This window comes from Alteromonas sp. MmMcT2-5, assembly GCF_022348315.1.
In the GTDB taxonomy this organism is placed as follows: Bacteria; Pseudomonadota; Gammaproteobacteria; order Enterobacterales; family Alteromonadaceae; genus Alteromonas; species Alteromonas macleodii.
Window position 1 is genome coordinate 21,369 of record NZ_JAKRFB010000009.1, and the last position, 12,846, is coordinate 34,214.

The 12,846-nt window shown below is 44.0% G+C and carries 14 protein-coding genes; 2 read left to right on the forward strand and 12 right to left on the reverse strand.

The window, feature by feature from the left end; genetic code table 11:
- Positions 1-10: 10 nt before the first annotated feature.
- From MHN09_RS06320 to MHN09_RS06370, 11 genes are all read right to left on the reverse strand, one after another.
- On the reverse strand, positions 11-505 hold the full coding sequence (locus MHN09_RS06320) for a YcgN family cysteine cluster protein (RefSeq protein WP_049587729.1): 495 nt from the start codon (positions 503-505) through the stop codon (positions 11-13).
- Positions 502-1,170, reverse strand: coding sequence for a fumarylacetoacetate hydrolase family protein (locus MHN09_RS06325; RefSeq protein WP_049587727.1), 669 nt, complete (start codon positions 1,168-1,170; stop codon positions 502-504). The genes MHN09_RS06320 and MHN09_RS06325 overlap by 4 nt, the downstream gene beginning before the upstream one ends.
- Positions 1,170-2,252: a lytic murein transglycosylase gene (locus MHN09_RS06330; protein ID WP_239239656.1), complete on the reverse strand. Its 1,083-nt coding sequence runs from the start codon at positions 2,250-2,252 to the stop codon at positions 1,170-1,172. The genes MHN09_RS06325 and MHN09_RS06330 overlap by 1 nt, the downstream gene beginning before the upstream one ends.
- A gap of 6 nt (positions 2,253-2,258) precedes the next feature.
- Positions 2,259-2,555: a YcgL domain-containing protein gene (locus MHN09_RS06335; protein WP_014950003.1), complete on the reverse strand. Its 297-nt coding sequence runs from the start codon at positions 2,553-2,555 to the stop codon at positions 2,259-2,261.
- 120 nt (positions 2,556-2,675) lie between these two features.
- Positions 2,676-3,833: a ribonuclease D gene (rnd, locus tag MHN09_RS06340; protein ID WP_014950004.1), complete on the reverse strand. Its 1,158-nt coding sequence runs from the start codon at positions 3,831-3,833 to the stop codon at positions 2,676-2,678.
- A gap of 62 nt (positions 3,834-3,895) precedes the next feature.
- The gene (gene fadD / locus MHN09_RS06345) at positions 3,896-5,548 is read right to left on the reverse strand and encodes a long-chain-fatty-acid--CoA ligase FadD (protein ID WP_014950005.1); all 1,653 of its coding nucleotides are present in this window, start codon (positions 5,546-5,548) and stop codon (positions 3,896-3,898) included.
- Between the two features lie 121 nt (positions 5,549-5,669).
- Complete coding sequence (locus MHN09_RS06350) at positions 5,670-6,509, reverse strand: alpha/beta hydrolase (protein ID WP_014976929.1); 840 nt, start codon at positions 6,507-6,509, stop codon at positions 5,670-5,672.
- 99 nt (positions 6,510-6,608) lie between these two features.
- Positions 6,609-7,262, reverse strand: coding sequence for a Slp family lipoprotein (locus tag MHN09_RS06355; protein WP_014950007.1), 654 nt, complete (start codon positions 7,260-7,262; stop codon positions 6,609-6,611).
- Between the two features lie 343 nt (positions 7,263-7,605).
- Positions 7,606-7,899 carry a hypothetical protein gene (locus MHN09_RS06360; RefSeq protein ID WP_239239658.1) on the reverse strand — a complete coding sequence of 98 codons (294 nt, stop codon included), beginning with the start codon at positions 7,897-7,899 and terminating at the stop codon, positions 7,606-7,608.
- A gap of 128 nt (positions 7,900-8,027) precedes the next feature.
- The gene (gene tsaB / locus MHN09_RS06365; RefSeq protein ID WP_239239661.1) at positions 8,028-8,744 is read right to left on the reverse strand and encodes a tRNA (adenosine(37)-N6)-threonylcarbamoyltransferase complex dimerization subunit type 1 TsaB; all 717 of its coding nucleotides are present in this window, start codon (positions 8,742-8,744) and stop codon (positions 8,028-8,030) included.
- A 78-nt stretch (positions 8,745-8,822) separates the two neighbouring features.
- Positions 8,823-10,742, reverse strand: coding sequence for an ATP-dependent DNA helicase (locus MHN09_RS06370; protein WP_014976931.1), 1,920 nt, complete (start codon positions 10,740-10,742; stop codon positions 8,823-8,825).
- Positions 10,743-10,994: 252 nt separating this feature from the next.
- Between MHN09_RS06370 and MHN09_RS06375 the strand changes: the two genes are divergently transcribed.
- Complete coding sequence (locus MHN09_RS06375; protein WP_150141446.1) at positions 10,995-11,234, forward strand: hypothetical protein; 240 nt, start codon at positions 10,995-10,997, stop codon at positions 11,232-11,234.
- 297 nt (positions 11,235-11,531) lie between these two features.
- Positions 11,532-12,338, forward strand: coding sequence for an EAL domain-containing protein (locus MHN09_RS06380; protein WP_239219137.1), 807 nt, complete (start codon positions 11,532-11,534; stop codon positions 12,336-12,338).
- Between the two features lie 75 nt (positions 12,339-12,413).
- On the opposite strand, the gene MHN09_RS06385 is transcribed toward MHN09_RS06380, so the two are convergent.
- Positions 12,414-12,845: a hypothetical protein gene (locus MHN09_RS06385; protein WP_239239664.1), complete on the reverse strand. Its 432-nt coding sequence runs from the start codon at positions 12,843-12,845 to the stop codon at positions 12,414-12,416.
- Between the last annotated feature and the right edge of the window lies 1 nt (position 12,846).

Genomic DNA, 12,846 nt, shown 5'->3' on the forward strand with positions numbered 1-12,846 from the left:
GTTCTGCGCGTTAATCTAAGTCTTCTAAAGGCCAAATGGCTATATAGTCTTCAAAGTCATTTAAATCCACATCGGTTTCAAAAACAGTCTTATTGCGTACCGACATTCCCTTTGCGTGCATCACGTGCTTCTTCCCTTTGTTTAGTAATGGGTGCCACGACGGAATGCCCCTTCCCTCATAAAGGCGACGATAGGTGCAGCTATTTGGCATAAAAAAGATATCCTTCAGATTCTCTTTTGTCAGCTTCACGCAATCAGGCACCAGCTCCGTACGCCTTTCATATTGGGTACATTCACATTTTTTTGTGTTCAAATACGTACACACAATATTGGTATAGTGAATCTTCTCATTATCGTTAATATGGTCGGTCACTTCGTATGCTTCTACCGCGTCATCATCGATAAATTTTTGCAGACAACATTTACCACATCCATCACAAAGTGATTCCCATTCCTTTTGGGTCATCTCCTCTAAAGATTTGGTTTCCCAAAACGCTGCCGTCATTCTGCTATTACCTCAGTTTCCACAGTTAAATGATTGTCTAGCGTTGCAACAATCGTATCTTGCGAACAAAGCTTACCTACCCCTTTGGGCGTGCCTGTAAGAATCACGTCACCACTATCTAACGTAAATATAGATGACATATGGGCGATAAGTGGGATGATTTTGTGCAGCATCAGCTCGGTATGTCCCTGCTGTCTAACCACCCCGTTTATGGTTAAGGTAAAACGCAGGTCTTCCAAGTTTTCTATTTCACTTAACGGCACAAAGCCTGACAGCGGTGCACTGTTGTCGAAAGACTTCGCTCTTTCCCAAGGCTGGCCTTGCTTCTTAAGCTCGGCTTGAACCTCGCGAAGGGTTAAATCGAGACCAAGTCCAATACCCCATATCGCGGCTTTTACGTCATCTACACTCGCATTCTTCAATGATGATTTTAGCAGCACAGCGACTTCAAGCTCGTTGTGACACTCGCCTTTGTCGGTAGGAATGGCAATAGGCTTCTGCATATAACATAAGGCAGCCTTTGGCTTCATAAACAGCAAGGGTGCTTCAGATACGGTAGAATTCATTTCTTCTATGTGGTCGAGGTAATTTCTACCTATACACACTACTTTACTAACGGGTAGTGATATTTCATTGCCTTGAGAATCGATGTGACGATAAGCCATTAGTAACCTCGTTTTATCCGCTCTGATAAATACCCAACCGAAACGCCAAAGTAAGACGAGCGGTTCCACTTCATCAGTGTGTGAAAATTGTTATACACCAAGTAAATTCGGCCTTGCTCACCATCTGGCATCATAAGCGATGCACTGATTTCTGCATTGGGGAGTTCATTTCCGTTGTAGCGCTTGACGCCATTCTGCTGCCAAAAGGCCAACGGCTTCATGTTAGATTTCGCTAACCCTGAAAAAGGTACTGGTTTGGTTAGTATTACTTGGCGTCCCCACGTCCCTTCACTATCCCAACCTTCAGATGATAGATAGTTGGCGATTGACGCAAATACGTCTGCCTTGGTCCCCCAAATATCCTTTCTGCCGTCGCCGTCGTAGTCCACTGCGTAATTTAGAAAGGATATGGGCATAAACTGTGTTTGTCCCATCGCACCGGCCCAAGAGCCTTTAAGCGCCTCTACAGAAATATGCCCTTCATCTAGAATCTGAAGTGCCGCAAAAAAATTGTCTTTAAACAGCTTTTCTCTTCGCCCTTCATACGCCAAAGATGCCAGTGCAGACAGCACACTAAAGTTGCCCTGAATTTTACCAAAGTTAGACTCATTACCCCACAGCGCAACAATAAAGCGGGCCTGAACCCCATATTTTTGAGCAATTTCATCAAGCAGCACTTTGTGTTCATTGTACTGATCAACCGCCTGCTTTACTTTCCAGTCGGGTACTCGCGTTGCTAGATAATCATCTAACGTTATTTTTTTCTCTGGCTGGCTTTTGTCAGACTTGACGACCGTGGGCCTAAAAGTAATGTCAGCAAACGCTAAATCTAACTTAGTCTTATCTATGCCCTTTTCGGCCGCTTCTTTTTTCAGTTGAGCAACGTAGCTTTTGAAGCTCGCCTCGCTAAGCCCACTGCCATTACTTGGTTGATTTTCGGCATTAACTGCCAGTGAAAAGCTTAAGGTTATACTCGATAAAACTAGGGCAATATTGCGCAGTTGAGGAAATAAACTACGATTTTTGCGCTTAGCTATAAAGGTAATTCGGCTAACTAAGCGGTTTAGAGTCTTTAATAACATGGATATTTAAAACTTCTTATCGGGCGTTTTTGAAAGCCCAAGAGATTCACGGTGTTGCTCTAGCAAATTATCTTCTTTTGGCGGCATTTGAAGGTAAAAGCCTTTTTCATTAAGCTCGTCGATAAGCTTTTGCTTGTCAACCAGGCCAAGTTTCTCACGCTTTTCTAGGGCGATGATAGTCACTAGCTCTGGGCGACCAAACTTCGCCATAAGCGGCTCTGGCACGTCTTCAAAATGGTCTTTCTTTGGCACGTACAAATACATGCCGTCTTTCTTTCGCGTTTTATAAACTGCGCATAACATAGAATTTTTACTCTTTCTTAATTCGTTTGTTTAGTTCTTTTGGGGTCACTATGCAGATTTAATTGGCCAGAGAACATACACCTCTCGCCAATACTGCTCACCCATATTGCTTTTAAGGCACTATTGGGCCGGAGCGTCGCCAAGTAGACGAGTTACGTGAGAGCGAAACAATGGCTCTCTCCACGTCGACAGTACATCGGGCATTAGTCCCTGCACGCGGGTCTCATCAACCGAAAACCAGTACCATTTTAACAGTTGATTCAGCTGTTTTTTAGAGGCAATAACATCACTATTTACAGCATTGTCTTTCGCTATCTGGTCGCTAATAACTTTAAGCTCGGCCAGCGTTTTTTTGTACTTGGCGATATCAATTAACCGCAGCACAACCGGAAGTCTGAGCTTTTCTGGTGTTTGCGCGTACTTTGCTCTCGCCTCTTCAATTAGCGTGATGATGGTGTCGCCGTAGCGGCGTACCGATTGATGATTCACGCCGTTAATACGCGAAAGGCCAGATTTACTATCGATAAGACGCTGCGCCGCTTCAAACAAATGCCCTTCTTTGAACACGAAGTTTAGGGCCAGATCTTTTTTTCGTGCGGTATTCAAGCGCCATGCCGCTAGTGCCTGTAATACGGTGAGCTGCTCGCTGTTCAATCGCCAGTTATTCTTAATGCTTAAGTACGCAAAATCTTCAGGCATTTGAGCGCGCTTCTTATCAACTAGCAAAGCGATCTCTTGGTAAATCCAGTGCACTTTCCCCGCCTCTTGTACTTTACTGGCTAACTGTTGGTAGCAAGGCAGTAAATACAGCACATCATTCGCTGCGTAGCTAAGCTGCGCTTCACGTAGAGGTCTGGCTAACCAATCGGTTCGCGACTCCCCTTTGTCCAAACTGATATCACACAGCAACTCTACAAGCTTTGCATAGCCAAGTGACGGTCCCATGTCCAAAATACTTCCCGCAAGCTGCGTGTCGAACACAGGCGTTGGTACGGTATCAAAAGCGGTAAGGAACGCCTCAATGTCTTCAGAACACGAGTGCAGTACTTTTACGACTTCGGTATTCTCCATGAGATCGATAAATGGCTGCATATTGTCTATGGCGAGCGGATCAATGAGTACCAGCTGATGGCCATCATAGAGCTGGATAAGGCCTAAATGAGGAGTGAGGGTTTTCGTTCTTACGAATTCGGTGTCTAAGGCTACCGCCTCTTGACGCTGTGCGGCAGTGCACACTTTTTCGAGTTGTTCAGATGTTGTAATTAATTGATATTGCATATTTTTGCACAGTAATAAAAAAGCCGGCTTACGCCGGCTTTCACAAAACTATTTCAACGAAATTAGTCTCGAAGCTCCCGACGCAGTATTTTACCTACATTGGTTTTTGGTAAGTCGTCTTTGAAAACAACTTGCTTAGGCACTTTGTAACCCGTTAAGTGATTACGGCAATGCGCGATAACGTCTTTTTCAGTAAGTGAGTCGCTATTTCGAACTACGAATAATTTCACAACTTCACCACTGACTTCATGAGGAACCCCAACCGCAGCTGCTTCAACAATGTTTTCATGCATTGCAGCCACTTCTTCAATCTCGTTAGGAAACACGTTAAAGCCTGAAACTAGGATCATATCCTTTTTACGGTCAACAATATAGAAGTAACCTTCATCATCTACCGTTGCGATGTCACCTGTGGCTAACCAACCGTCTTTTAGAATTTCTTCTGTTGCTTCTGGTCGGTTCAAATATCCTTTCATTACCTGAGGGCCTTTCACCCACATTTCACCAGGCTCACCTTTTTCAACAGGATTACCGTCGTCATCAAGAAGCTTAATGTCTGTAGAAGGAACAGGCATACCGATTGCGCCTTTATAAGCTTCAATCTGTGGTGGGTTAACCGCTACCACAGGCGAACACTCTGTTAGCCCGTATCCTTCAAGAAGCACTGTACCGGTGACCTTTTCCCACTTTTCTGCTACGGGACGTTGAACAGCCATACCGCCGCCTAAACCAAACTTAAACTTGCTGAAATCAAGTTCGCTGAATCCAGGCGTATTTAACAGGCCATTAAACAAGGTATTTACGCCAGGTAAAATGGTGAACGGATATTTGCTAAGTTCGTTTACAAAAGCCGGCATGTCACGCGGGTTGGTGATAAGCAAGTTACGGCAGCCGTATTTAACGAACATCAAGCAGTTCGCCAGTAGCGCAAAAATATGGTAAAGCGGAAGCGCGGTAACAACAAAGTCTTCGCCTTCTTCAATCACTGTTTCTAAGATACCTGACACTTGCTCTAAATTCGCTACCATATTGCGATGAGTAAGCATGGCACCTTTAGAAACACCCGTTGTGCCACCTGTGTATTGAAGAAACGCTAAATCACCGCTATCAATATCTGGGCGTTTATATTCAAGGGATTGCCCTTTTTTAACCGCAGACATAAACGATGTCGTTTCAGGTAGATTAAACGAAGGCACCATCTTTTTAACGTACTTCACAACTGCGTTCACAATCCAGCGCTTAGGTGCCGGAAGCATATCGCCTAAAGCGGTCAGAAAGACTTCTTGTAGATTTGTATCTGCGATGACTTCTTCTAGAGTACACGCGAAGTTTTCAACAATAACGATGGCTTTCGCATTAGCATCATTTAGTTGGTGCTTTAACTCACGAGCTGTATAGAGAGGATTTACATTAACCACAACCATCCCTGCGCGCAGAATACCAAACATGGCAACAGGGTATTGAAGAAGGTTGGGCATCATGATTGCCACAGCATCACCGCGTTTTAGTCCGCTTGCTTGCAAATAAGCAGCAAACTGAGCTGATAAAGTATCTAACTCTTCAAACGTGATTGAATGCCCCATATTTATGAAGGCTTCTTTATTTTTGAACTTCTTTACCGACTGCTCGAAAATGTCTACTACAGATGCGTAACGATCGGCATCAATTTCTGCGGAAACGCGAGGGTCGTAATGCTTAAGCCAGGTTTTTTCCACCAAAACCTCCTCTACTTTATTCTTATACTATTTTATAAGCGCATGGGGAGCTGCACTTATATAACTGGTCTGATAACTTGCGAATAGTATAGGATGTGTAAAAAAAAATAAACGGCACAATTTACAATTGCTCAACAAAATGACGAATTAATACCCCTACATCGTCAGTATTTTCCATGTGAATATGGTGACCGCCTACTAATTGTTCGTATTGCGCATTTAAAAACCACCCCTTGCGATTGGGGAAAACAGTCTCAAGGTTTTTAAAACTGTTAGATGCACCAATAAAAAGAATTGGGCATACAATAGCACGCATTAGCGATTCTGCCTGCTTTTCTGTGAGTCTTAGTGTAGATTTTGTACGAAGCTTCGGGTCGCTCGACCAGAAGCAATGTCCCCCTGCATCTTGGGTCAAATTTCTCGATAAAATAGAACGCGCGTGTTCGGCAGGAATATCGGATACCTTGCACCTGGCTTTAACTGCGTCGTCTAAATCAACGATTCGCAGTTTATTTCGCGACTTCGCGTGACGACTCATTATTGCGTCACGCATTTGTGCTGCGGTTGTTTCTTCAGTTTCGGTAAGCGGCCCACAAGCATCAATACTTATTACAGCAGTGACTTTTTCCGGAAAAAGTGCAGCGAAAAGGCTCGCTAGTATTCCGCCGAGAGAATGTCCTAATAAAATGACTTCTTCCCACTCTTGAGATTCTATTAGCGCATAAAGGTCTTGCAGGTAATCAGCTTGATTGTAATGTGCGCCTAGTGCACGGTGACCAGAACGACCATGACCAGCTAGGTCTAGCGCAATAAAGCGGTGAGTTTGTAGGTAGGGTGCTAACAGCCGTAAGCTCTCTGCGTTATCCAAGTAGCCGTGTAAACCAAGTACGACTTTGCCGGCACCTTGATTATCTAACGCAGCTAAATGTAATGCCCCAATGTTAAATTCTGTTTCAATCATCTTTCATCCTTTGCGGCAATAAATCGCCGCGCGCTTTCCATGACCGTCCTAAAAATAAAAAAAAGGCGGCAATATTTTGCCGCCTCCATGATGAGATTTTTACTTCGCTTTATCCTGCCTTGCGGGCTGTATCGTTGCCTTTGTCTTGCTTCGTGTAGACTTAGATTTAGAAGGAAGCGTGGCCTTGCTCGGCGCATTTTCGTAACGAATTACGCGCGTTCGATTAAAATGCGGATACATCCAAGGGCCATTGAAGCGATAAAAAGGTGAATACCAACCTGTGTGGTAATTGAAGAAGTAAGTATTTACATCATAAACCTCTTGCTTCCTCCACATGTGGTAGTCATCGGCAATGATCGTGGGATAAATGTAGGGCTGCTCACCCACCATGCCCGCAGTTGGAGCGGTAACTGTACCTAGAAACGTTGCCGCACGCCCTTCTTCAAAAACAATTGGGTCGACGAAGCCATCAATTTGTACTTTGAATCGACCCGACGTCTCTCCATTTGTTGAAGGCTTGCCATAATGATTTAGCGGAAAATGAGCGAGTTCAATGAACGTTTTGTTGGGCTTATTTTCAACACCAACAATCATTCCTCCCCATCTGGCCTTTTGGCCTTGCGCGTTTGCCCCCGACGTGACCGCTTTCGAATAGCTAACTAGCTGCGTTCCTTCAGGCACTTCTATGCTATCTGGGACTATTGTGCAGCCCGCAAATAAAAAGACTGTAAGTAAAACTAAATACCGAGACATCGACGAGCTCCTATAAATCCTAGAAAATGCTGCGTTTGAATAAAAGTCAGTCTACAAGCACTGGGTTGTTTAAAAAATACAGTGAAATTTCGATTACAACCCGCCTCTACTTTCATGTATCTCTTTATGAGAAAAAGAAAAACCGAATACCAACAACCAAACATTAGCATTTATACGAATGGACAACCACTGCCGTTCAAACACTATGTCGCTTAAATGAGATAGATCATCCCAACCAACAATTTGTAGAGTATGTACGGTAGGCTTTTGTTCAAAATAAACAGCGGGTTTTAACAATTTGTTAAATTTATCTACGGTGTGAATTATGGTGCTTGGAATTGAACTACGCGTAGATGTCCACGCCGAACATAGATTTAATAGACTCGCGTTGCTGCTGCTTTTCAAAGCTTGTGTATGACGCTATGGCATTTTGAGAATACGTGTTGCCATCTTCACGAATGAATTGTTGGTACGCTTTGGCGTTATCCGTTCCCTGTTCGTCGGGCGCAACAACAATCGCCCTAGCAGACGATTCGCTTTGCCCTTTACTTTGCTGTTCAGGGTCTTTGTTAATTTTAGCGACACGGCCTTGCGAAGGTTCGGAAGACGGTACGGCGAAATTATTATTGATAATCATACAGAGTTAACTGAGGCAAGAATCATACCATTGGGAAGCGAGCTTTAACCTTAAGACTCGCTCCTCTTTTCCCGTTGCTCGATTTATTTATTGTTAGTAATGGGCGCCCAATATTTGGCAGCGTGTCGTTACTCTCTGCCTGGTAATTTTTTCCACGTAACTTTATCGCGCAGATATACAGGTTCTACATTCACAGCATCAGATACTTCGCCTTTACTATGTGCATCTATTGCAAGTTTAAGCATGTATTGCGCGTTTGGAAGTGTGATGTCAGACGCTACCTCACCACATACTTCAGACTTCCAGTTATCAAGCTCCTCGTAGGCAGACCAGCCGGTGCCAGCTGCAATTACAGCCGCGCCGTTTTCTTCTCTAAGTACTTTTAGCTGTTCAATAGCCAATTCGGGCGGACAAACTTGCTCTTCAATGCAAAGTACAAGCCCATTTTGCGACTGAGAGTAAACCGCGAAGTACACTTCATCCATACGCGCATCAGACGCAACGGCAATCAATGCATCTTCATGCTGAGTTTTAGACGCTACTTCAAACGCCATAGCTTCAAGCGTACTCACGCCCGCTACGTTTAAGCCTGTTCCTAACGCTAAACCTTGAATCATTCCCGTCGCTATGCGAACACCGGTAAAGCTGCCTGGGCCTCGACCAAAAGCCAGTAAATCTAGGTCGCCCAGCGAAACCTTTGCTTCTTTTAACACCTCATCGACCATGGGAAGAAGTCGCTGACTATGCTGCTGTGGGCATATCTCGAAACGCGTTATGACGGTGTCTTTGAATTGAAGCGCAACCGAACAAGCTTCGGTTGCGGTATCTATAGCTAAAATGTTCATGTTTATCTCTTATTTCATATAAGCTGAAAACGGGGCTAATGGCGTAATACACGCCTACCGCTTTTTCAGTGCTTTAACTTAGGCTTCATCAATGCCGGCTAAAAATTTTTCCACTTCGTCCAAGCTTCTTGTTCTTTTCATATCTGGCAAGCTTCCGACGAAGGTTTTGGCGTAAGGCTTCGTCACTAATCGATTGTCACATATAACCAGCACGCCTTTATCTGAAGGATCTCGGATGAGTCTTCCCGCGCCCTGTTTTAACGTAATAACAGCTTGGGGAATTTGAATAACACCAAACGGGTTTGCTCCACGTTTTTTTACATCTTCCATACGGGCTTGAAGCAGCGGGTCATCAGGTGACGCAAAGGGCAGCTTATCAATCATCACGCAAACCAAGTCGTTGCCGCGCACGTCTACACCTTCCCAAAACGCGCCTGTGCCCATTAATACCGCTTTTTCATCTGCAAGGTACGCATCCAGCAATGCTTGCTTGGTGGTAGTCCCTTGCACCAGTAGCGGATTATCTATCTCATCTTCTAGCTTCTGCGCAATTTCTCGAAGCATAGCGTGACTAGTAAACAACAAGAAACATCTCCCGCGACTTGCTTTGATTAGCCGTTTGGCTGTTTCTAGCAAAGTTTCGCGCATAGCGTAGCTGTTTGGTTCTGGTAAATAGCGGGGCACGCACAGCATGGCCTGTTCAGGATAATTAAACGGGCTATCTAATCCTAACGTTTCTGCGTCTTCTAAGCCCATGCGGCGCTGAAAGTGATCAAAACCGCCGTTTACCATTAAGGTTGCAGAGGTAAAAATCCACCCGCGCGGCGGCGATGATACGAAACGTCTGAATTTAGCGGCAATTGATAAGGGCGTTAAATGCATAATGAGGTGGCGCTGAGTAGTTTCATACCACAAACTTACATTTTCTTGCTTATTATCGCTTAGCGCATCTAACTGCTCTCTTGCAGCCACAACACGTTCGTACATGTTGTCTAAATCTTTATCGCGGCCAATATGGAGTTTACACACTTCATGCAGTACACCTAGCGCTTCGGACAGCTTGCCCACCTGCATGCGCACGTCGTCACGGTCTAACGCCTCAGCCCAGTTGCCGCGTTCAGCCGTATCCGGGAATAATAACCGTAAGTCAGAGGCAATCATCCTGCATTTGTCAGCCGCTTTATCTAGCTGCCCAGCATCTTTTAGCACTGTTCTAAACAACAGCGTGATATCTTTCGCAATATCGTGAATTTGTCTTGTCGAAAGTGACTCGCCAAAGTAATCGCTGGCAATATCGGGAATTTGATGAGCCTCATCAAAAATAATCGCATCAGCTTCTGGGATAAGTTCGCCAAACCCTGTGTCTTTCAGTGCCATATCAGCAAAGAAAAGGTGGTGGTTTACCACAATAATATCAGCATCCAGCGCCTTTCTGCGCGCTTTTACCAAGTAGCAATCTTCATAATCTGGGCAATCGCGTCCCAAGCAGTTATCCACTGTAGAGGTAACCAGCGGTAAAACACGGGCATCTTCGGGAAGGGTTTTAAGCTCCCCCATATCACCTGTTTTCGTAGTACTAGACCAACGTTTCACTTCTGAAAGCTGACCCAATACCTCTTTTTCAACCAGCGTAGAGTTGCCGCTGTGCTGCGCTACACGGTGTAGACAAAGATAGTTTGAACGGCCTTTTAACAGTGCAGTTTTTCGCTTGCTGCCTAAGGCCTTTTTTACCAGCGGTAAGTCGCGGTGAAATAGCTGCTCTTGTAAGTTTTTAGTCCCTGTAGAAACAATGGCTTTTCCGTCGCTCAACAATGCCGGAGCGAGATAAGCGAAAGTCTTTCCCGTTCCTGTACCGGCCTCTACTATTAAACTACCTGTGGTATCAATAGCGCGCTTAACCGCCTTTGCCATTTCAGTTTGAGCTTCGCGAGGTACAAACCCCTTGATAGCACCTGCAAGGAGGCCATCTGAAGAGAATACGTTATTTATTGTGGGCATGGTTTAAGCGCTGTCATTACTTTTCTACTTTAGGCCGCGCATTATGCCAAAAAGCCTATGGAATGCCCATTAAAGGTTTGCATTTTAGCGTCAGCATTTGCTACCTGACGCCTTTTAGAGTCAAAACAATTGTTAAATTTTTGATGAAAAGAATTTGTCTTCTAGAACAAAAAAATTAGCTTTTTAATCTTAACACTTAGGCGCAATATCCAGCTCGTAAATGTTTATACTCAACTATTAAACGAGGTAATTATGAAAGGTTTACGCTTGATAGGTTTAGGCTTAGTAGGTTTAAGCGCAATGGCGTTCTCTGTAATTGCAGCTGCATCAGACGAAGCACCTGCAGAGCTGGTAGCGGAATTAACTCAGTTCTGCAAAGAAATCGCTGAAGAAGAAGGCACAAAAGGCAAGTCGGAAGACGTATTTGTATTAGAGTGCGTAAATGATGAGCTAGAAGCTGAAGGTTATCAAAAGCTGAAGTCTTTAAACTAATACAATAGTTCGATTAGTATGGAAGCCTTGACGTATGCGTTGAGGCTTTTTTATGCCCTTTTTTACAAAAAGAAAGTATTAAATTGCGCTTACCACGCAATCAACTCCAGTCTACTTACTAAGGTTTATAAGCGCTGAAATGAACTTATCGCCAGTAAGGCTGCAGCTACCCAAACGAGAATTACTCTCCGAGAATTCTCAACGTCGAATCAAACAGTTACCTTGCCACTTGACTTAATAAGTGTGGTCATTCTAAGGTCAAGTTACACTTTATTAATTCCTAACCAAGTTGGCCTCATGAATTTTAACGGTATTTCAGCCTCAGAACTTCCCATATACATCAAAGAGCAAGAAGCGAGAGAACTATCGTGTGAAGGCTGCCTCAACGGAGAAGCACTTGATTTTGACTTTAGCATGGCGTTTCAGCCTCTTATTGACCTGTCACAAAAACGCACGTTTGGTTTTGAAGGATTGGTAAGAGGGCTAAATAATGAGCCTGCTCTCACCGTTATAAGTCAGGTCACAGCTCAAAACGTTTATAAATTTGACCAGTCTTGCAGAGTTAAAGCCATTGCGTTAGCCGCAGAAGCTAAGATTAAAGAGCGGCTAAGTATAAATTTTATGCCCGGGGCTGTTTATAAACCTAACATTTGCATTCGCACCACACTCGCCGCAGCTGATAAATATGGCTTCCCAAGGGAGCAAATTACGTTTGAGGTAGTTGAAGGAGAAAAAATAGCTGACACTGCTCACCTTCAAAATATTATCGATTATTATAAAGAAATCGGCTTTAAGGTTGCTATTGACGACTTCGGCTCGGGCTTTGCCAATTTAGACTGGTTAGCTAAACTCGCCCCAGACAGTATCAAGATCGATATGAGCCTAATTCGTGGCATAGACACAAGCAATAGGAAAACGTTAATTGTAAAGGCACTTGCCGAGCTTTGTTCAGCATTAAACATCGATGTGCTTGCGGAAGGTGTAGAGACCAAAGCTGAACGAGATACATTGGCGGAATTAAATATAGTAAAACAGCAAGGATACTTTTTCTCTCCTCCGCTTTTTGAAACATTTCCAAGCGTACCTGAGAAGAAGTTTAATTAAGTAGGCTTGATTACAATCTAATCCAGCCTGGATCTTACCGTAAAAACGCTGAAAGTTAATTTGAGCAAGGCCGGTTCATCGTTCGAAAAACGCGTCAACCAAATCTGCCAGCGACTCTTCTAACTCTTCTTCAAATGCGTCAATATCAATGTTGAAGCTATCCATGTACTTAGCGGCATTATCACGCGAAACCACGCCGTTTTTTATTTGAAACTCTAACTCAGGTAGTGTTTTGTCATAGCGCGGCTTAATCGTCCATCGTAAGCAATGACCGTGTTTGTCTTTTAGCCGCTTTTTGGCGAATACACAAAACTCTTCGACGTAGTCTGTACCTTGCGGCCCTAGACACCCCGGCTCTATTCTGTACATTACCAGCAGCTTTTTGTATAGCGGAAGTCGAGTTTCCATCATATCTTCGAATAGCTTAAAGATTTGATTATCGGAAAATTTTGAGCAATTTGCCAGTTCGCTTTTGCGGTGAATGCAATAATTGGCATACACCTTCATC